Source organism: Paraburkholderia denitrificans, from assembly GCF_042655705.1.
GTDB lineage: Bacteria > Pseudomonadota > Gammaproteobacteria > Burkholderiales > Burkholderiaceae > Paraburkholderia > Paraburkholderia denitrificans.
The window spans coordinates 211413-232010 of the sequence record NZ_JBHSMP010000017.1 but is presented as its reverse complement, the minus strand read 5'-3'; the positions used below and the strand labels follow the sequence as shown (position 1 = coordinate 232010).

Here is a 20598-nt window from a genome sequence, read left to right as displayed (position 1 = left end):
GTCGCCGCACGGCGCGTTACAGCAGCGCTTCGACTGCCTTGAGCGCCGCACCCACAACCTGGTCCATGTTGTAGTAGCGGTATTGCGCCAGCCTGCCGACAAAGGTGACATTGGCGGTTGCTTCAGCGAGTTCGTTGTATCGTTGAAAGAGCGCCTCGTTTTCCGGACGTGGAATTGGATAATAGGGTTCGCCTTCGGACCGTGGATATTCCTTGACGATTGATGTTCCAGCGTGCTGCTGGCCCGTAAGGTGTTTAAATTCGGTAATTCTCGTGTATTCCTGATCGTTTGGGTAGTTCACGGTTCCGCTCGATTGAAAACGCTCCACACCGCTTAAATGTATATGCTGGAATGACAGGCTGCGGTAAGGAAGCTTGCCGAAGCGGTAGTCAAAGTACGCATCGATCGGACCGGTATAAACAACATGGTCATATTCGATGATCGACCTCAACACATGGAAATCCGTGGACAGGCGCACCTCGATGTTCGGATGTTCGAGTATCTTCTCGAACATGGCTGTGTATCCCTGCGCCGGCATGAACTGGAACGCGTCGGTAAAGTAACGGTCGTCATCGTTCGTTCGTGTCGGAATTCGCGCGGCCACGCCGGCGGACAACTCCGATAGATCGAGTCCCCATTGTTTAAGCGTGTAGCCGCGAAAAAAACGGTTGCACAGATCTCGGCCGACGCTGCTTAGCACGACGTCCTCGCTGCTGGTGAGCCGTTCCCGTGGCTCACGTACCGACGCGAGGTAATCGGCTGTCTCCTGTTCGTTCAGATCGAGGTGGTATAGCTTGTTGATGGTCGTGCGATTGATGGGAATCGGATAGAGATTGCCGTCGATATGAGCCTGAACTCGATGCTCGTAGAAGCGCCAATCGGTGAACCGCGACAGATATTCGAATATCCGCTTGCTGCCGGTGTGAAAGATATGCGGTCCGTACGGATGGATCAGCACGCCATGTTCGTCCATGCAGTCGAACGCATTCCCGCCTATATGATTGCGCTTGTCTATCACAAGGACGCGCTGTCCGTTCGTCGCCAGACGTTCAGCACAAACGGCGCCGGCGAAACCCGCGCCCACGATAACGAAGTCATATTTCATCTCGCGGCGTCCTTGCAGATTGAACTGGAATAGTGCGTTCCGGCTGGAGCGGCAAACCCTGGGGGACCCCGACCAGCCTGGGCTGCCACGTAAAAAATGGGGGTGACGAACTGCAGTGCGTGCTGTGGGAATGAACCTCTATGCCCGGCACTACAGGGTTCACTTCAGTTGAAATTGTCGGGCCTCTTGCTGAACAACTATGTTCGTTCTCGCACATCGTGCTGTGCTAGCGGAGGATAGATTCGGATCGATCGATCCTGCGTTACCCCCAATTGGCCTGAATTTTCGGTATCTCGAGCATGGGGAGCCAGTGCTGCGGGGCAACCTGGTTCGCCCCTCCGCTCTCGTTTGTTGTTTCCGACTAATTTGGCAACCTGATTGATCGATATGTTGCCAATACGAGTACGACAAAATGCACAAGTACTTGATCATCCTGCGATGCGGCGACAAGTCATTGCATAGCCAATGGTTTGAGCACGGCGATTCCCCGGATTTCGATCTGGTTCTGAGCTATTTTGGAAGCGCCGAGGATTACCGGGATAAATTTGCCAGGTCGATACACCGGTACAAAGGCTCGAAGTGGGAAGGCCTGAATGATTTCCTGGCAAACAATAGCGAACTGGTTTCGCAATACCGCTATGTGTGGTTGCCGGATGACGATATCTTGACGGACGTATCGACGATCAACGCATTCTTTGCGTACGTCGACCGGGAGAACTTCGCGCTTGCTCAACCCGCTCTGGACGAGCGAAGCTTTTTTTCGCATCCGGTTACCTTGCAAAATAAATCGTTCAGCTTCCGTGAGACCAATTTCGTAGAAGTCATGGTGCCGTGTTTTTCCGCGGCGGCACTACGGACGGTAAAGGATGGCTTCGAGAACACAAAGTCGGGATGGGGCCTTGATTATTTATGGCCCAATCAGTTGGCAGGTGTGGGACGGGTTGGCATAGTCGACCGATTTGCCGTGTTCCATACGCGCCCGATCGGATCGGCGGGGCACGGTATGGGCGCCGCTGCAACGGCACCCGCAGCCGTCACACCAGTCACCGAACTGCATCGGACGCTCGGTGCATTCGGGCTGAAGATATCGGTAAAGGTACGTCGTGCCAGAATGCGCGATGACAAAAAGACGCTGGAAAGCGGCCTGTTAGGCAATCCGTTGCTTTACCTCTACGGCGCAAAGGGCAGCTTGTCGGTGCGGCGCGAAAATTTCCGTGGCCACGCGCGGATCCTGAAGGAATATATCCCGTGGATTCATCTGGCACATCGCCATGAACGTGCATAGATGCTTGAACGTGACCTCCGCCGCCCCACCAACACCGTGAGCGGTGCGGCTGGTTCATCAGCCGCACCTCCACGGGTCACTGGCCTATAGCGCGTACCGGCTTTCCGACGTCGTGCCCCCGCGCTCGGGCCGTGTCGTCGCCGACAGGCTGTTGCCGGTCAGCATCTGGTCGAGGGTACGCGCGAGCGGCTCGACATAGGGTTCCAGCACCATGTCATAGTGACCGGAACCGAATCGGGTCACGTTGAGGCCGTGCCGCGCGATATGTTGCCACAGCGGCATGGGGCTCGCTCTGTCGATGATCGGGTGAGCCGCGCGAACATAGTGGATAGGTCCGGCGTCGTACGCTTTCGGCCGATATGTCGCCATCGCGACCCGCATCGCCTCGCGCATGCGCTGCACGGCGGGCGGCAAGCTCAAGACCTCGGGCGTCGGGGTGCGAGCCATATGCCCCAGGCGCAGCCTGATCTTGTCGACCGCGCCGGACAGCTTGCGCGAGATGAACTGCGCGCGCTCGACCTGAGGAACATCGCACCACGCTTTCCATTGGCGCCGCATATACACCGACTGGTAACGCAGCCAGTCCGGGAACGGGAGGCACCGCTCGTGCACGTAGGTGTCGAGGATGCAGAGCAGTTCGATTTGCTCGCCCGCACGATGCAGTTGCTGCGCCATCTCGAGCGCCACGAGTCCGCCAAACGAAAATCCGATGATGGCGTACGGACCGTGCGTCTGCACGCGGCGGATTTCGTCGACATAATGCGAGGCCATCTCGACCACGCTGCTCTGCGGCGCCTCACGGCCGTCGAGTCCACGCGCGTGCAATCCATACAGCGGACGTTCGCTTCGCAGCTCGTTGATCACCTTCAGGCATTCCATCACCGAACCAGCCATGCTGTGGACCCAGTACACCGGAGAACCCACGCCGGCTCGAATCGGCACGACGATATCGTTTGACCGATCCGGCGCACTGTCGCTTTCGCGGATCGTTGCAGCAAGGCGCGCGATGGTCGGCGCGGCAATGAGCGTTGCAAGCGAAATTGAACACGGGGTCGCGTCCTGCACTTGCGCGATCATGGCGGCAGCCATCAGCGAATCGCCGCCGATATCGAAGAAATTGTCGTCGCGGCCAATTGGCCCGAAGTCGAACAGATGCTCCCATACCGCCTGCAGGTACCGCTCCAACTGCTCCAGCGTTTCGCCCACGGGCGGAAGTTCGCACTTCGTCACGTTGAAGGCCGGATGGCGACGGATCGCATCGAGGCATTCCGGATTGCGCAGTGCGGCCGTATTGCCGACGGGCAGCCCGTTCACTGCATTGCGCACGGCAGCCTCGGAGGGTTTGCCGCTATGGGTGACGGGCAATGCGTCGACCTGCAGGACGACATCGGGCACATGCGCAGGCGAGGCGCGTCTGCCGAGTTGCCGCCGAATATCGGCGATCAGCGTGCTGTTCAGGGTGATGTCGCGATCCAGTACCACCAGCAGGACGACGCGTTTATCAAAGGCATCGTCCGTGTCCGCCTGAACCGACATCGCGCATGACGCTGCCGCCGTCCGCCGGGGCGCAATGCGCTGCTCAACCACCATGGATTCGAGGACGCCTGGGATGTCGCTCAGGACGCGATAGATTTCTCCCGGGCCTACATTGATGCCCCGTACATTGAGCACACCGTCCGAGCGGCCGTGCATGCGCGCACCGCCTTGCGAGGAGAATTCGAGCTGATCGCCGTGCGTCCACATGCCCGGATTCGCCGCGAAATACGCCGCATGAAAGCGTGTGCCATCCGCATCGCCAAAGAAACCGAGGGGACGCGACGGGAAGGGATTCGTGCAGACGAGTTCCCCCCTGCCCTGCGCGGGTCCGTTACCGTCCCACGCCTGCACGTCGAGTGCCAAAGAGCGGCACTGCGCTTCGCCGACATGGACAGGCAGATTCGGATTGCCCAATACGAAGCAGCCCAGTATGTCCGTGCCGCCCGAAATCGACTGCAGCTGCAACGGCTTGACATGGTCATGCACCCAGCGGAACTGCGAGTCGAACAGAACGGCGCCGGTCGACATCATGGCGCGAAGCGCGCGCAGATCGAATTTGCAGCCCGGTGCGAGTCCCGATTCGGCGCACATCTTCAGATACGCGGGACTCGTGCCAAATACGGTTACGCGCTCTTCGGAGACGAGGCGCCACAATGTGTCGACGCCCGCCAGCGGACCATTGTAGGTGACGAGCTCCACGCCGGACGCGAGCGCCGACAGTTGCCAGTTCCACATCATCCATGCACAGGATGTGTGGAAGTACATCTTGTCGCCGGGCACCAGGTCGCTGTGGAGGCGGTGTTCCTTCAGATGCTCGAGCAGCGCGCCGCCAGCGCCGTGCACGATGCATTTCGGCTTGCCGGTCGTGCCCGATGAAAACATGATGAACAGCGGATGATTGAACGGAAAGCGCCGCCACGCAAAACCGCCTGCATCGGTGCTGGCGGCGAGACTGCTGGATGTCCAGGTGGCCTGCCCGAGGCCCTGAGGAAGCGGGCCGTCATCGACGCTGACGACGGCCTCGAGCGTTACGGTCGATGCGGCGATGGCTGCAACCTTGTCGATCAGCGCAACGCCGGTGTCGAACGGCAGGGGTGTGGTATGGGCGAACAGCAGGCGCGGCGAGAGTTGTCCAAAGCGTTCGAGCAGGGCCTCCGTACCCATTTCGGGCGACGCAGTGGAGAGGATTGCACCAAGCGCCGTGACGGCGAGCGCTGTGATGACGGCATTCTCGTCGTTGCGCATCACCGCGACGACGCGATCGCCGCTGCGCAGGCCGAATCGTTCCAGCGCGGCGGCGAGGCGCTCGACGCGTTCGCGCAATTCGCCGCGCGTCAGGCGCGTGCGGCTTCCGTCCGCATGGCATGCGGTAATCGCGGGCGCCGTTGCGGGCGCAACGTCGAAGCTGAGGAGGTTATCCGCGTAATTCAGCTCGATGTCCGGAAAAAACACCGCCTGTTCACACGCATCGCCAACGCAGACCGGGTCGGGATCGCCAGCGTAATTCAACGCCGGCACCCAGTCGATGAAAAACCGCCAGAAAGTCCGGTAATCCCGCACCGAAAATGCATGCAACTCGTGGTAGTCCTTCAGCGCCTCTCCGGTATGTGCGCGCAGCGCCGCCGCGAACGCTGTCAACTGCGATGCAGCGATACGTTCTGCGGGCGGTACATAAACTGGACCGTCGGCCGGTGCGTGGTGGTCGGTCAAGTCGTGCTGATTGGTCATTTCCGTGCTCCCTTCCCGAACAATCCGAACAACCCTTGCCCCGCGACGCCTGGCTGGATATCCGGCTACCTCGCGTACGCAACGCGGTGCTCACACAGGCAGCGCCCCAGTTGGATCAGGCATGTATAGACTTCCGACCTTAAGATCAGAAGTGCGCGCGATCTGTTCGCTAGCCAACCGTTCGCCCGGACCGTTCATTCAGGCCGCTTATCCATGTCAATCAAGCAGGCCCGTCTCCGATGCGAAGGGAGGGCTCGACGGCCCGGCCGCGGTGGCGCAGCTTGCGGCACTCGTAGTAGACGAGCCCGGTCACGAGCGTTTCGGTCGATACCACCGCGATGGCTGTTCCGAGCGCCCCGAGCCACGTAACCAGCCAGATCAGCTGGATCGCGTGAAACCCCGCGCCAATCGCGTAGATGCGCTTGAGAGAGCGCAGTTCTCCCCGTGCGACCAGCCGCAGTTGCAGAAGGATAATGGCGAGCGCCAGGATAAACGGTAGAAAGATCAGCACTTTCAGTACGGGCAACGCCGGCATGAAACGCGCGCCGAATAACAGCAGCACCAACCGGTCGCCGACCAGGTAGATCGTCAGAATCGCAAGCGCGTTGACCAGCACGACAGCCGAAATCAACTTCCTGACGATTTCCTCGGCGGCAGCGGTGTCGCCTTGCGCATAGAGCTTGCAGACACGCGGAAACAAGGTCTGGACGAGCGGCCACAACAACTGTCGTATCGGGCTCGTCAGCTTGTCCGCTGTCACGTAGTAACCCACCTGAACATTGCCGCCGATGAATCGCAGAACCACGGTATTGGCATACGTGTAGAGAAACGTCAGGGCCGACCCGGAAAAAATCTGGAACGCGTCCGCCGACTGCTCCCTGAGATCGGCCCACGTGACCCGCTGCCAGGACGTCACCATGCCGTTCACATGCGCCGCACCCGTCAGCCACAGGCCGGACAGCATGAGCGGCAGGAAGATCGTCGCTGCGGCGATCAGATAGTCCTGCGGAGATCTGACGAAGAGGAAAAACGGCACAAGGCACGCGACGCGCGAGAGCAGACTGACCAGCGCCATTCTGGGCATTCTTTCGAGGCCCTGATAGAGCCACAGCGGGTTGAGCACGGTGCCCACCACGGACAGAAAGCCGATCGCGATCACCCACCGGTCCGGGTACAGGGAGGGAACGCATAGCAGCATCACGACGACCACCAGGATGCTCAGCGCCGCAAGCCCGCCTTTCGCTATCGTGACGGTCCAGTAGAGACGGGCCAGTTCAACCGGGTTGTCGCGATTGATCGACACTTTTCTCGCCGCGGTCAAATCGAATCCGAAGTCCGTCATCATGATGAAGAACTGGATGAACGCCTGGGCAAAACCGAGCTGGCCGAATTTCTCAGGCCCGAGCGTACGGGACAGCCACGGCAGCGCCAGCAAGGGCACGAGGAAGTTGCACCCCTGTATCACATACAGCGCAATTGCGTCTTTTCTTGCCGACAAGGGAACCTCGTGACGAACGAAGGACGGATGGCTGGCAATGCAGCCTCGGCGCGTGCGTCGCGCGCTGCCCCGAATGCAAACCGGTACGGCATTGGAACAAACCTGCCGGGGGCGCTCCGTTCGTATGCCCACACTCCCCCTCGCCTTCACCGGCAATGATCCCGCGTCGTACGGGTTCGCCCCGCTGATGCGGGCTACGCCACATACCAGCCGTAGTCCTTCGTGATAGAAAAGCCAGGACGTCCTTTTTCGTCGCTTGCCACCGGACTGGTATTCGCTTTGCGACCGGCAGGCCGTAGACGACGACGCGCGCAACGGCATATTCGTGCTGCTACAGGAGCTAGAGTCATGAAGTCGGTATCCGTCGCAATGGCCACGTACAACGGTGCCGCTTATCTGCAGGCGCAACTCGACAGTCTGGCAAAACAACAGCGCTTGCCCGCGGAGCTGGTGGTCACGGATGACGGTTCGACCGACGACACATTGGCCATCCTTGCCGAATTCACCCGCACAGCACCCTTTCCCGTGCGCGTTCACGCCAATGTGCAGCGCCTTGGCTATCGAGCCAATTTCATGCACGCAGCCGGTCTGTGCCAGTCAGAAGTCATCGCGTTCTGCGATCAGGATGACGTGTGGTCGAGCGACAAACTCCGGCGCTGCGCGGACGCGCTCGAATCCACTGACGCGCTCATGGTGTGCCATAACGCGATCGTCACGGACAGCGTCCTGAATCCCATCGATACCCTGACGAGGGATGCGCTCGCGAGGCCTTACAACCCGCCGCTCAGCATCGACCCGATGCGGCATGCGCTGGGGTTCACGTTGGTCTTCGACCGGCAGTTCATCCAGTTTTCCACCCTGTGGGACCGTTCTGTCGATCTCAACGATTTCCGCAGCCATGAAGGCCACGATCAGTGGTTCTTCTTTCTCGGCAGTGTGTTCGGCCCGGTCGTCTACATCGAGTCGCCGCTCGCCCATTACCGCCGGCATGCTGCCACCGCGACATCGACCCGGTGGGCCGGTGCGTCCCAGGTATCGCAGGCGGTACATTTTCTCTTTGAGTGTCTGCCGCGCTGGGAAATGCATGCGCTCGCCTTCGAGCGGCGAGCGGAGATTCTGGAGGACATTGCGAGCCGGCCCGCATGTTCACACGCGGCTGCCGCGCGGGCGGGTGCAGAAAAATATCGTGCGCTTGCGCGGCTCTATCGCAAGCGAGTCGAACTGTACAGCAGCAACACCCTCGTCCATCGGATGAGGCTGTTCGCACGCATCATCGCGTCGGGCGGCTACCGGAGCGCAAACGTGTGGGCGAAAGGACCGAAGAGCGCCGTAAAGGATCTGCTGGCTGGCGTATTTCGCCTGAGCCACCTGATCCCGGCTGCGGCGCGGACCAGGCTGCGCGGATATTGAGTGTCCCGCAGTACCGTCATCCGCAACCGCACGCCATTACCTGGTGACCGGGGCGCCGACAACCTCCTGGAGAAACTCGCTGTAGCGCTGCCTGCACACCTGCCAGCCGAACTCATCGATCACCCGCGCTTGCACGGCTCGCCCCTCCACGCGATCCGGCCATTCCTGCACGACCGACCGAATGAGGCCTGGCAGCTGCTCGATCGTGTCAAACAGGACTACATTGTCGAATCGCTGTGCCGCCCAGACCATGAACGGCACCGAGCGTGCGATCAACACCGGTACCCGGCCGATGGCCTCGAAAAAGGCACCGCTCACGAGCATCGAATCCGCGACATGCGGAAGAATGATCACATCGGCGGCGCAAATTCTCGCCTCAAACTCGGCGTCGCTCAGAAACCGCGCGTCGATCGTCACCGTGCCCGCCATGTCCCGCTTGCTCACTATCGTGCGCAAGGAATGGATATAGGCTGCATCGCCCCGCCCGGCAATCTCCAGCGTCTGCTCCTGCGGCCACACTTCAAGCAGTGCAGCGATATCCTTGTAGGGCTCGATTGTCCCGAGCAGCGCGAATGTTGGCGACGCATGCGTTTGCGCCGCCGGGGCGGCGCTCCGGCCAGGCGCATCCCAGTACAGCGGGTGAGGAAGATAGCGCGCTTTATATCTCGCCTCGAAATCCGGTGCATGCACGACGCGATGATCCGCAAGCCGGCGTACGAGGGACATCATACGAACCGAGAGTTCCCGCACTTTTCCGCGCGCATTGTGGACTGCGTGATCGTGGACGAAATAAACGATCTTCGCACGACCGACGACCATGAGCAGGCAATAGAAGAGGAAGATCAGTGCGCCCCGCAGCGAGAACGACACGCGTCCGGCGCCGCTCGTGAACGCGCGCAATTCGATCCAGTGAAACATAACGACGGTGCCGGGACGAAAGAGGTCGACAAGGCCGCCCCGCAACAACCCCCTGATCGACAGCGGCTGCACGTCGTAGCCAATATCGGCCAGCAACGCCTTCAGCAGATCGATATAGGCGTTCGTCGTATTGGTGAATGGCGAAAGCAGGATACGCGGCTCATGTGCAGGTATCCCCTTCCCGTCCGTTTCGTGGTGCCGCATGCAATCCGTCCCGCGCTCAAGGTCAACCTGCCCCGTCCGTGTGGCTCACACCGTCGCAACACCTGCCATGGCCAGAACGATATCGATAATGCGCGCCTGCACCTGCTCTTCGAGCATCGAGAAAATCGGCAGACACAAGACCTGTTCGGCAACGGCGTTCGCCACCGGAAGGTTCTCCCGTTTCGCGGAAGGCAGTGCGCGATAGTCGGCGAACTGGCTGATCAACGGATAGAAATATCGCCGCACAGCAATCTGCCGCGCGCGAAGTTCGTCGTACAGGGTATCCCGGCTGACCGGAAACTCCGGCGTCACGCGTATCGGAAAATAGGCATAGTTGCGGCTATTGATCGCGTCGACCTCCAGCAATTGCAGTCCGCGGATGTTGCCCAGCGCTTCACGATATCGCTGATCGATGCGCGCACGCGCCTCCTGTGCGCGCGGCATGTGCTGCAACTGGAGCAGCCCGAATGCGGCCTGCACTTCATTCATCTTGCCGTTCAGGCCGCAGGCCGTGACTGTCACCTCGTCTTCGATGCCGAAATTCTTCAGCCGGTCGACGCGACGCTTCATTTCCGCGTCGCTAAAAACAATGGCGCCGCCCTCGAACGTATGGAATATCTTGGTGCCGTGGAAGCTGAGCACGGACATATCGCCGAAATTCAGAATCGACTGGTTGTGCCGGCGCACGCCAAACGCATGAGCCGCATCGTAAATCACCCGCAAACCGTGCTTGTCGGCAATCTTCTGGATTTGTTCGACGTCGCACGGATTGCCGTACACATGGACGGGAACGATCGCGCGTGTTTCCGGTGTGATCGCGGCTTCGATCCTGGACGGATCAAGGTTCATGCTCACGGGATCGATGTCGGCAAAGACGGGCTTGATGCCGTTCCAGTGAATCGCATGTGTCGTCGCGACGAACGAGAAGGGAGTGGTAATCACCTCTCCGGTGATCTCGAGCGCCTCCAGCGCGAGAATCAGCGCAATCGTGCCATTCGAAACCAGGCTCACATGCCGAACGCCCAGATACTCGCAAAGCGCGGCCTCCAGCTGGCTATGAAACGGACCGCCGTTGGTCACCCAGCGGTTCGCCCAGATCTGCTCGAGATACGGCATGAACTCGACAAGCGGCGGGAGGTACGGCTGTGTTACGGGCACCACAGTAGCCTTCACATCGTTCATCATGATTTTTCTCGCTGTCTCTGATCGATCCGGCAACGCTCATCCCACAGACGATTGAAGGCCGCCACGCAACTGCCCAATCGATTCCGTGCACGCAACCGCTCGCCTCGACTTTCCACCGTTCAGAAAATCTCATATGTGCGCGGCCGCACAACTACCGCTACGCGCCCCACGATGTTCACAATTTGAGGATGCGCTGCGGGTGGCTCTTTCCAGCCACAAGATGCGCAAAAGCCAGCAGGTTTCCCCACAGGCGCCCGCGGTAATCGAACAGCGGGTCGCGACGCAGGCTATGAAAAAGATTCGACAGAATGTGGCGGCTGATGAACCGGAAGGCCGTTTTGCGCGCCATGGTGTTCTTCTTGACGAGAAATACCGGATTGGCAATTTGCGAGTAGCCAAGACGGATCCCTGAAATCCGCCCTCGCTTGGTGCCGAGGTGCACACCGCGGCATGCCGGCTCATAGACGAACTGGCCGAAACGCAGTGCCTGCGACGTGTAATCCTGGTCCTCCTGCCAGCCATACAACGGCAAGGCTTCTTCGAATCGGCATGCGCGTGCAACCCGGTCGACGAACGCCATGTTGCAGCCGTAGGCCGACGTGATTTCCCTGCGTTCGGCACCCGACGCCCAATGCTCGCATGGCGCCAGTGCCCCGCTCAGATACCGGCGTGCATCGTCTTCGCAAACCCCGGCCGTTTTCACGCCGTCCGCGAGAATCTGCCCCGTCATGCCGATCACACCCGACTCCTGCAACAAGAGTGCCTCGCAGTTCGACAGCCACGCATCGTCTGGCCGGAAGTCGTCGTCGAAGAAGGTGACGAACCATCGCTCGTCCGCGTTCAGGCGGTCCGCATCGCGCAACATGGCGGTCAAGCCGTAATTGCGCTGCGCGGTGAGCCCGGCTGTCCCGGACAGCAGCAGGAACACCGGCAAGGCGGCGCACAACGGGTGTGTGGCGAGCCCCGCCGTGTCGGCCTGGGCTGCGCCCACCACGTAGACCGCGTCGGGACGACGAACCTGAACGAGCAGGTAGTCGAACAGAATCGCCGTCTCTGCTGCCCTTCCTCGCGTAGCAACGATCACAAAGCTTCGCATGGCTCCCCTTGGCCGGAAAGGTTCGTTCACCTCGCTTCGGCAGTTGCACGATGTTCAAACGTGAGCAGTGCCGTCGGATATCGTTCCACTGCCCGCTCGACGACGCCGAGAAACTCCTGCCGGAACCGCGCGGCGGAAAAGCGCGCGGCATGCAGCCGGCAGACTTCGCCGTCAAATGGCGCACGGGCCTCGAACCGTTTGATCGTATCGACGATGGCCTCGACGCTCTGTTCGTAAAAGAACAGTCCGGTGCCAAAACGCGGATCGCCGGAGTCGATCACCGTTTCGAGCGCACCGCCCCGCCCATAGGCAATCACCGGCGTACCGCACGCCTGCGCCTCGACAACCGAGATGCCGAAATCCTCTTCCGCGGCGAACACAAAAGCGCGTGCGCGTTGCATGTAATCGATCAGCACATTCGACGGCTGATAGCCAAGCACCGAGATATTCGGACCTGCCAGCTCACGCACCGTTTCGAAATCCGGACCGTCACCGATGACGACCAGATGTCTGTCCGGCATTTTCGAAAAGGCCTCGACAAGGAGCGGGATGCGCTTGTACGGCACCATCCTCGATGCGGTCAGATAGAAATCCCCCCGCGCTCGCCCGGTCGGCGCAAATCGCTCCACGTCGACCGGCGGATAGACGACCTGTGCGCTACGCCCGTAGATCTTGCGGATGCGGCGCCCGACAAATGCCGAGTTGGCGACAAATTCGTCAACGCCATTGGCGGTGCGCATGTCCCAGATCCGCATGTAATGCAAAGCGGCGCGCGCAACCCAGCTCTTCGGACCGCGCAGCTTGCGCGCCTGCGCCAGATACTGATGCTGGAGATCCCACGCATACCGGATCGGTGAATGCACGTAACTGACATGTACCTGGTTCGGGCCGGTAATCACGCCCTTCGCAACAGCATGGCTCGAAGAAATAACAAGGTCGAAGCCCGACAGGTCGAACTGCTCGACGGCAAGCGGCATCAGCGGCAAATAAAGGCGAAACGCCGTGCGCGCCCGCGGCAGTTTCTGAATGAACGACGTGGTGGCGCGCTTGCCGCGAAGCACGTCGGCACGCAGTTCTTCCGGAAAGTAATCGACAACGCTAAACAGCTCCGCGTCGGGCCACAGCTTCAGGATCTGCTCCACCACGCGCTCCGAGCCGGCATAGCTCGCGAGCCAGTCATGCACGAGTGCCACGCGGCCAAAGCGCCGCCGATCAACGGCTACCGCACCGATTTTGGCTAGTTCAGCCATGGCGAAATCTCTTCAAGTAGTCCGACGGCAGTGGCACGCCAGGTTAATTGAGCAGAGCGGGCACGCCCTTCTCTGCGCATGCGATCGCGCAACGCCTCGTCCGATGCCACCCGATGCAGCACGTCAGCGAGTTCGTGCGGGTCGTCCGGTGAAAAATAAAGTGCGGCGTCGCCACAGGCCTCGACAATCGAAGGCAGGCGCGAAGCAACGACCGGGCAGCCGAGCGCCATGGCTTCGACGGGAGGCAGTCCAAAGCCCTCGTAGCGTGACGGGAAGACGAAGCACGCGGCGTCGCGGTATAGCGCGCCCAGATCCGCGTCGCTCACGTAGCCAAGATGGCGGACGAACGAAGGCAGCGCGGCCTGGCCGCTGCCGTAGACCCGTGGATCCGTACCGCCCACCACGACGATGTCGAACGGCGCGCCCGACATCAGCCGGGCGGACTCGACGATGAGCCTGAAATTCTTGTGCAGGTTCGAACTGCCGACCGCCAGCACGTACGGGCGCTTCGCATCGCTGCAAGGATGACGCTGCGTGGGCTGCACACGGAGCATGTGCTCTCCGCTCTCGTGAACGACGCCAATCTTGTTCGCCGGAATACCGTACGCTTCGTAGAGTTCGCTTCGCGAAAACTCCGAGACGGTAACGATGCGGCATGCAACGCGGCCAATGGTGGGCGCCATCCAGCGGTACCAGGCGGAAAACGCGCTGCTGTAGCTCTGCGGAACGCGCACGGGCGCGGCGTCGTGGAGCACCGTCACCTGGCGGCGGTACACGAGCGGCCCGGAATTGCAGAGATTCAGCAGCAGCGAACCGTTCGCGGCGAACGGCAGACTGAGCTGTTCCCAGTACGTTCCGCGGCCACGTCCGGCCGACCTGACCGGAATGTGACGAAAGGGACTCGGTGCGCGGCCGACGTGCACCGGCGCGACAAGCTCCACACTCAGTCCCGTCGCGATCGGATCCTGCGCGTCCAGCAGCGCGTCGATGGCCCGCACCGTCTCGAACGCGAAGCGATCCACGCCCGTGGCCGGCCGCCCGAGAAATCGGCCATTGATCACCAGTCGTCGGGTTGCCAAAGGGCTCATGGACCATGCTCCCCACTTCATGAGCGAGCGCCTTGCGCCCCGCGCGCGAGCGGATTCGCAATGTACAGCACCGCCTGATCGCTGATCCTGCGCGACGGCACGAGACAAACGAGCGTCAGGGCAATCGCGGAAACCTTCTTGCCCACTGTCCAGAAAGGATTCGCGACGATCGAGCGGAAGTATTGCCTTGAGTCGCACAGAATCCATTGCCATCGCTTCCAAAGTGTCGCGTCGTAGACGCGCATGCACAGATGCGCCTTTTCATACGAAAAGTCGATCGCACGCTCCGGAAGTTCTTCGCCTAGCCGCTCGCTGACGAGCTGACGCAGCGCAGCCCATCGATGTGGAAATGCATGCACCACCTCGCTGATATCCTGGCAATTCGCAATCGAGAGCCCTACCTCGCGATTCGTTGCGGGTGCCGCGCCGGATTCCTTGCGATGAACGCGATAGCCGCCGAGTTCCTCTTCGATCGCCATCACATCGCCGAGCAGGGCAATGCCATAGATTGCGAAGAAGTCTGCGGCGATGCCGCGCCCTTTCGCCTTCGGCACCGGCAGGATTTGCCTGAGCGCGCTCACGCGATAGGCGTTGCCCGACGCCGGCGGAGACGGATAGAGCCACCCGCGCCGCAGCAGCTCGCCGCACCCGGCGGGCGGTGTCGAATTCGGTACGCGCGCGCCCGTGCGCACGCCTTCGCCATCGATCACGCTCAACCGGAACTGCACCTTGGCGTAGTTGCCGCTTTCGAATGCACGGAGTACCTGTGCGACAGCCCCCTCATACAGAACATCGTCCGAGTCGAGGTAAAGCAGATAGGGCGTGTCGGCCATTTCGAGGCCGAGGTTATATGCGCTCGCCTGGCCGCCGTTTTCCTTGATGACCGGCACAATGCGGTCTCCATAGCTTTCGATGATGGCCCGCGACCCGTCGGTCGAACCATCGTCGATCACCACGACAACTGTCCTGTCCGGTTCCTGAGCCAACGCCGAATCAATGGCCTCGCGCAGGAACCGTTCATAGTTGTAGCTGCAGATCACGATCGTGATGTCTTTCACAGCGCGCCCCCTCCGTCCGTGAGCTTCGGCTGGTTAGCGGAGGTGCCGTACCGATACGTTCCGTAATCTCGTCCGTACCGGGTGTGCTGCGACATGTCGTTGAAGATGACGCCGTGAATGGGCACGCCGAGCTGCGCCAGTCGGCGCGCGGATTCGCGGATGTCCTCAAGGCTCGACAAACCGTGCCGCACGACCATGAATACCGTACCCGAGAGCTTCGCGACGATGCCCGAATCCGCGACCGGCAGAATCGGCGGCGAATCGACCAGCACGAGGTCGTACTCAGCCTCAACCTGACGCAGGAACGCCTGGAAGTTGCGATGAAGGAGGATGCCGCTCGGGTTTTCGCCGTATGCGCCACACGATATAAAGTCCACGCCCGGCAGCACCGCGCGCCGCACGACCTCCTCGAACCCCAGGTTGTGCATCACGATTTCGGCAAGGCCCGGTCCCTGTTCAGCCCCCAGGGAAACGTGCAACGTGCCCCTGCGCAGATCGGTATCGACGAGCAGCACACGCTGGCCCGACGCGCCAACGAGGGCAGCCAGATTGACGGAGACAAACGACTTGCCGACGGCGGGCGTCGGTCCGGCAATCTGGACGATGCGGTTTGGCGCATTCATCAAGGCAAAGTCCAATGCGCTGTGAAAGCTGCGCAAGCTCTCGATCGCCGCGTCATCGGCCGACGCGTGCGCGAGCACGAGACTCCCTCCGCCTCCCGCGGGTACACCGCGTGTGAGCAGTTCCTGGGTCTTGCTGCGCGGCACCTTCGCATAGACGGTGAGCCCCGTGCCGAACTCGATTTCCTGTGCGGCAGCTACACGGTCGATCACTGCGCGCTTCAGAAGCGCAAGCGCAACGCCGACGAAGATGCCGGACAGCAATGCCCCCAACACGGCCATCACGCGCTTCGGACGAATGGGGCTTTCCGGCACGACTGCCGGATCGAGCATCCGAACGTTGCCGACCTTGCCCGCCTTCAGCAACCGAAGCTGCTCCTGCGTATTGAGCAGGTTCGTGTACAGATCGGTGCTGACCTGCACATCGCGCTGCAGACGCAGAAGACCCTGTTCGAGGGGCGGCAATTTCCGCGTATCGGTATCCAGACTGCCGACCTGGCGTCTCGCTTCAGCCAGCTGATCCTCAATGCTGCGAACCGCCGGGTGTTGGGGCGTGAAGCGCTCGAGCAATTGCGTACGTCTTTGTTCGAGATCCGCGACCACACCTTTCGCCTGGGCCGAGCGCGCAAGCAGCGAACTTGCCTCGGCGTTCAGGTCGACCGTGCCATGCTGGGCGCGAAACTGGTTGTAGCGGCTTTCCGCCACCTCGAGTTGCGATTTCAACTCAGGCAGTTGCTGCCCGAGGAACGCAATGGATTTCTCAGCCTCCTCCACTGTGCGCCGGATGTTCTGCCGCACATACTCGGTGCCGATTGCATTGAGCACCTGACTGATCTGCAGCGGATCGCGTCCTTCCAGAGCAACGCCGATCACGTCGGAGTCGTGTCCCTTTTCCGAAATCAGCAGGTTGTTTTGAAGCTGCTGGATCGTCGCGAGCCGGGAATTCTTGACGACCGTGAAGCGCACACCGCGCGCGCCGACCAGGTCCGTCACGAGCAAAGAGAGATCCCCCCCCGCGACGTGCACGTTCAACGGTTGCCCGACGTGCCCGGCCAGGTTGACGCCATGCGTGTCTTCCGTGAGCGCAAATGCTCCGTCACCCAGCGCGGTGAGCGTGAACGGCAACCCCTCCAGCGCCTCCGGAACTTCCATTGACGCAACGTCGATGCTCTCCGATCCCCATGCGAAACCGCCGAGCCCGGAAAAGAGGAGACCATTCACATGCCTGGCAATCCATTTCCCGACGACCGGGAAATAGCGCGGTTCGGCGCTCAGGTAAAGCCGTGTGCTGTCTACCGCGCGCGCGATCACCGCGCGCGAGCGAAGCACTTCGATTTCGGCGGACGCTGCCGTCTTGACTGCGAACATCGACGAGAGATCGGTTAATGCATTTCTCGACGAACCCTGGTTCTCCTCCACCTGAATCAAAATATCGGACCGGTAAACGGGCTCGGCCAGCATCGCATACGTCAATCCCGCCAGCAGAAAAACTGCCGTCACCGCGCCTACCAGATAACGACTCTGATAGAGCACCTCGAGGGAGTTACGCGCCGGTCCACCCTGGTCTGCTTCGAGGTCGATCACGGGCGCGGCTGAGTATTTCATACGAGTTCTCCAGTTCCGCCAGTTTTCCGGAAGTCCGGCGACGCTTGCGTGTGTGACGCGCGAGCCTCGCGCACGCAAGCGTCGCGCCGCTCAATAGCCCACCATGCGGCTGGTCGCGGCTGCCTGCGTACTTGGCAAGATCAGATTGATGACACGGCTCCACTTGACCAGGCCCGACGCGTCGACGAATACAACGTCGCTCGGCTTGAGGTCGAAGCCATCCGCAACGGCCATCGCAATCGGCGATGTCGCATCGAGATGAAACAGAGTGGGATCCGCACCCTCATGCCGGCGCACGACGTACACCTGCGAAGGATCGCCCGAGGCCTGACTGATCCCGCCAGCACCGCCGATTGCGTCGCTCAGCGACAAGTGGCCGTTATTGAACAGCACGCTGCCAGGATGACCGACCTCGCCGAGCACATACGCCTTGCTGTCGTTCTGCGCATAAACACGCACCAGGTCGCCGTTTCGGAGAAGAATGTTGTCGGGGTTTACGCCCTTCCTGATCATGTCCGGGATGTTCACGACCACGGTTTGCTTGCCGCGTGTGATGCTGACGTCCGAGCGGTCCGCGGTGGTCGTGAAGCCGCCGGCGCGATTGATCGCCTCGGGCAAGGTCATCGGCATGTCGTTCAGCACCTGCAGGCCCGGGGTGCGGACCTCGCCGTCGAGATAGATCCGTTTGCCGCGATAGGCCGCGATGCGCAGGGTGACCTGGGGATCGCGCAGATAGCGCGAAAGCTTCTGCGCGACAAGATCGCGAGCCTGCAACTCGGTCAGCCCCGTCACCTTGACCGGGCCGACGTAAGGAATCTGGATGATTCCGTTCGAATCGACCGTATAGCCGAAGACAACCGAACTCGTTCCCGGATCCGCTCCATTGCCACCCGTTATGATCGACTGGTTCATCTCCGGGTGATCCCACACGGTGATGTTGAGCACATCGCCCACCGTGAGCGTGTACGGTCCCGCGTCGGCAAAAAGCGACTGAACGCTCTGCGAAATCGCGGTCGAACGTCGCTCCCGCTCCTGCTCGATCAGTTGGCTGTTGATCTCGATGAGCTTGTCTGGCGGCGGAGCGTCTGCGTCCTGCGCCGGTGTGCCGCCGCGGGTGCCGCCGCTGGTGCCACCACTGGTACCTGCGCGCGGGCTGTCGAGGTTGCGCCCCATCGTCGCGTACGTCATGCCCGGTGCAATCGCACATCCGGAAAGCAGCGAGGCGACTGCCGCGACGGCGCTCACGCCGCGCCACCACCTGGCTTTACGCGACGCAGTCTGTGCAAAAAAAGGTCCTGTGTGTAACATTGTCATCACCCCACGTATCTTTCGTTCTTTCCCGAAGACCTTCAGCAACGGCGCCAACGCTCATGGGCAAGAGGCTTCTCCTTATCGTTTCGGGTTCGTGCGCGGCATTGGCGTTTTCAGGCGCCCATGCACAATTCGCCCCTGCACAACCCAACCCGGCAAGCAGCCCCGCTCGCGCAACCCAACGCTCCGGCGCGGGTTACAGCGGGTACCCGCGGTTTGCCTACCCCACCTCGCCGCTGTCACGTCCATCGCGGCCACACGCCGCCGCCCCGCACGCACAGCGCCAGCTTCAGACCCACGACGCCGCCGCAAGCGACGCCGACCCGTACTCCTACGACGGCTGGAACGGCAGGACCTACCAGGCGCCGTCGCTGGACGGTCCAGCGCTCAATGACCCGTGGTCAACCCGTTCGCCGGCAGATGCAACACCGGAACACATGCGGTAGATATCGCAACATCAGCAACGGCAGCGCCGGCTCGCCGTCCTGCCTCACTTCTGCAAACTGCTGACGCACAGGTCAGTACGCGCCGCTTCCGTGGAATACGACCTTGAACGTCTTGAACAGAATCGCGATATCACGCGAGAGCGACCAGGTCTTCACATACGTAACATCCAGCGACACTCTCGTTGCGTAATCCGTGTCGCTTCGCCCGCTGACCTGCCACAAACCCGTCATTCCCGGCTTCGCCATGAGGTAGTAGTCCACGTCATCGCCATAGCGGGCGAGCTCCTGATCGATGATCGGCCGCGGGCCGACGAGGCTCATGTCGCCACGCACCACATTCCATAACTGCGGCAATTCGTCGAGGCTCGTGCGCCGCAGAAATCGCCCAACGTGTGTCACCCGTACGTCGTGCTTGAGCTTCAGATCCCGCTCCCATTCCGACCGGGCCTCAGGATCGTGCTCCAGCACTTCCTTCAAAACCTGATCGGCGTTCACAACCATCGTCCGAAACTTCAGGCACATGAACTTTTGACCGTTGCGGCCGACTCGCCGATGTGCGAAGAACGCGGGCCCCCCATCGCTCCTCACGACGAGCGCCAAAACGCCCAGCACGGGCGACAGCAAAACGAGCAGTGCAATGCCCAGCACCAGATCGAATACCTGCTTCACCATCTGCCGCGAAACCACTGCCCCGGTCACGGCCACGAAAGCGGACACGACAGCGGTCTTGTGCAGCCACGTACGTTGAACAACCGGCCATACGACCCGCATCGAAACAAACGTCATGGCGTGGAAGACAAGCAGCGAGACGCCCGTCACCAAGGTCCAGTAAATAAACCACGGCATTGAAACTAGCGGCATCCGATTGATCGCATAAAGCAGCGCGAGTCCGCAAAGTTGAACCAACATCCACGCAATAGCGGTTCTGCCCGCGACACTGGCCATCGACCCGCTTTGCTCCGCACGGTATGTTCCGCAAGCAGGGAAGACAGACAGCGCGAGCGCCGAAACAAACGCCACCAGCGACAGCTCTGTCTCGTGCGGGTGAACGGCAACCGGAATCTGCAGATGTAATGCACCGAAGGCGCCAAGAACGATCAACGCAATGTCGATAGCTCGATGAATTAGTCCAGGCATTTCTTCAACTCCAAACCAGCAAGTTCGTCCGCCGAAATTTGATCAGGTAACGAACCCCCAACAACTCATCCTTAATTTAGTATGTCTATGTATATTGAATGAAAATGAGATGACGAAA

Annotated in this window: 14 protein-coding genes; 2 read left to right on the top strand and 12 right to left on the bottom strand. The window is 60.9% G+C overall.

What is annotated here, in order from left to right; genetic code table 11:
* Window positions 1-16: 16 nt before the first annotated feature.
* Window positions 17-1105 carry a UDP-galactopyranose mutase gene (gene glf / locus ACFPTO_RS15610; RefSeq protein ID WP_377712483.1) on the bottom strand — a complete coding sequence of 363 codons (1089 nt, stop codon included), beginning with the start codon at window positions 1103-1105 and terminating at the stop codon, window positions 17-19.
* Window positions 1106-1517: 412 nt separating this feature from the next.
* Here glf and ACFPTO_RS15605 point away from each other — a divergent pair, with 412 nt between their 5' ends.
* Window positions 1518-2390, top strand: coding sequence for a DUF707 domain-containing protein (locus ACFPTO_RS15605; RefSeq protein ID WP_377712481.1), 873 nt, complete (start codon window positions 1518-1520; stop codon window positions 2388-2390).
* 84 nt (window positions 2391-2474) lie between these two features.
* On the opposite strand, the gene ACFPTO_RS15600 is transcribed toward ACFPTO_RS15605, so the two are convergent.
* Entirely contained in the window at window positions 2475-5654 is a 3180-nt protein-coding gene (locus ACFPTO_RS15600; protein ID WP_377712479.1) for an acetoacetate--CoA ligase, read from the bottom strand.
* Between the two features lie 220 nt (window positions 5655-5874).
* On the bottom strand, window positions 5875-7284 hold the full coding sequence (locus ACFPTO_RS15595; protein WP_377712477.1) for a flippase: 1410 nt from the start codon (window positions 7282-7284) through the stop codon (window positions 5875-5877).
* A 216-nt stretch (window positions 7285-7500) separates the two neighbouring features.
* Between ACFPTO_RS15595 and ACFPTO_RS15590 the strand changes: the two genes are divergently transcribed.
* Window positions 7501-8562, top strand: coding sequence for a glycosyltransferase (locus tag ACFPTO_RS15590; protein WP_377712475.1), 1062 nt, complete (start codon window positions 7501-7503; stop codon window positions 8560-8562).
* A 36-nt stretch (window positions 8563-8598) separates the two neighbouring features.
* Here ACFPTO_RS15590 and ACFPTO_RS15585 read toward each other — a convergent pair whose 3' ends face one another.
* The 9 genes from ACFPTO_RS15585 to ACFPTO_RS15545 form a co-directional block, all read right to left on the bottom strand.
* The gene (locus tag ACFPTO_RS15585; protein WP_377712473.1) at window positions 8599-9576 is read right to left on the bottom strand and encodes a glycosyltransferase; all 978 of its coding nucleotides are present in this window, start codon (window positions 9574-9576) and stop codon (window positions 8599-8601) included.
* A 153-nt stretch (window positions 9577-9729) separates the two neighbouring features.
* Complete coding sequence (locus ACFPTO_RS15580; protein WP_377712471.1) at window positions 9730-10869, bottom strand: DegT/DnrJ/EryC1/StrS family aminotransferase; 1140 nt, start codon at window positions 10867-10869, stop codon at window positions 9730-9732.
* A 175-nt stretch (window positions 10870-11044) separates the two neighbouring features.
* Window positions 11045-11797, bottom strand: a complete 753-nt coding sequence (locus tag ACFPTO_RS15575; protein WP_377712469.1) for a glycosyltransferase family 2 protein — start codon at window positions 11795-11797, stop codon at window positions 11045-11047.
* Window positions 11798-11991: 194 nt separating this feature from the next.
* Window positions 11992-13215, bottom strand: a complete 1224-nt coding sequence (locus tag ACFPTO_RS15570) for a glycosyltransferase family 4 protein (RefSeq protein WP_377712467.1) — start codon at window positions 13213-13215, stop codon at window positions 11992-11994.
* The gene (locus ACFPTO_RS15565) at window positions 13203-14303 is read right to left on the bottom strand and encodes a glycosyltransferase family 4 protein (RefSeq protein WP_377712465.1); all 1101 of its coding nucleotides are present in this window, start codon (window positions 14301-14303) and stop codon (window positions 13203-13205) included. The genes ACFPTO_RS15570 and ACFPTO_RS15565 overlap by 13 nt, the downstream gene beginning before the upstream one ends.
* 17 nt (window positions 14304-14320) lie before the next feature.
* Complete coding sequence (locus ACFPTO_RS15560) at window positions 14321-15361, bottom strand: glycosyltransferase family 2 protein (protein ID WP_377712463.1); 1041 nt, start codon at window positions 15359-15361, stop codon at window positions 14321-14323.
* Complete coding sequence (locus tag ACFPTO_RS15555) at window positions 15358-17586, bottom strand: GNVR domain-containing protein (RefSeq protein WP_377712461.1); 2229 nt, start codon at window positions 17584-17586, stop codon at window positions 15358-15360. Before ACFPTO_RS15555 ends, ACFPTO_RS15560 begins: the two co-directional genes overlap by 4 nt.
* A 90-nt stretch (window positions 17587-17676) precedes the next feature.
* Complete coding sequence (locus ACFPTO_RS15550; protein WP_377712459.1) at window positions 17677-18942, bottom strand: polysaccharide biosynthesis/export family protein; 1266 nt, start codon at window positions 18940-18942, stop codon at window positions 17677-17679.
* A gap of 473 nt (window positions 18943-19415) precedes the next feature.
* Window positions 19416-20480, bottom strand: a complete 1065-nt coding sequence (locus tag ACFPTO_RS15545; protein WP_377712457.1) for a sugar transferase — start codon at window positions 20478-20480, stop codon at window positions 19416-19418.
* Window positions 20481-20598 lie beyond the last annotated feature (118 nt).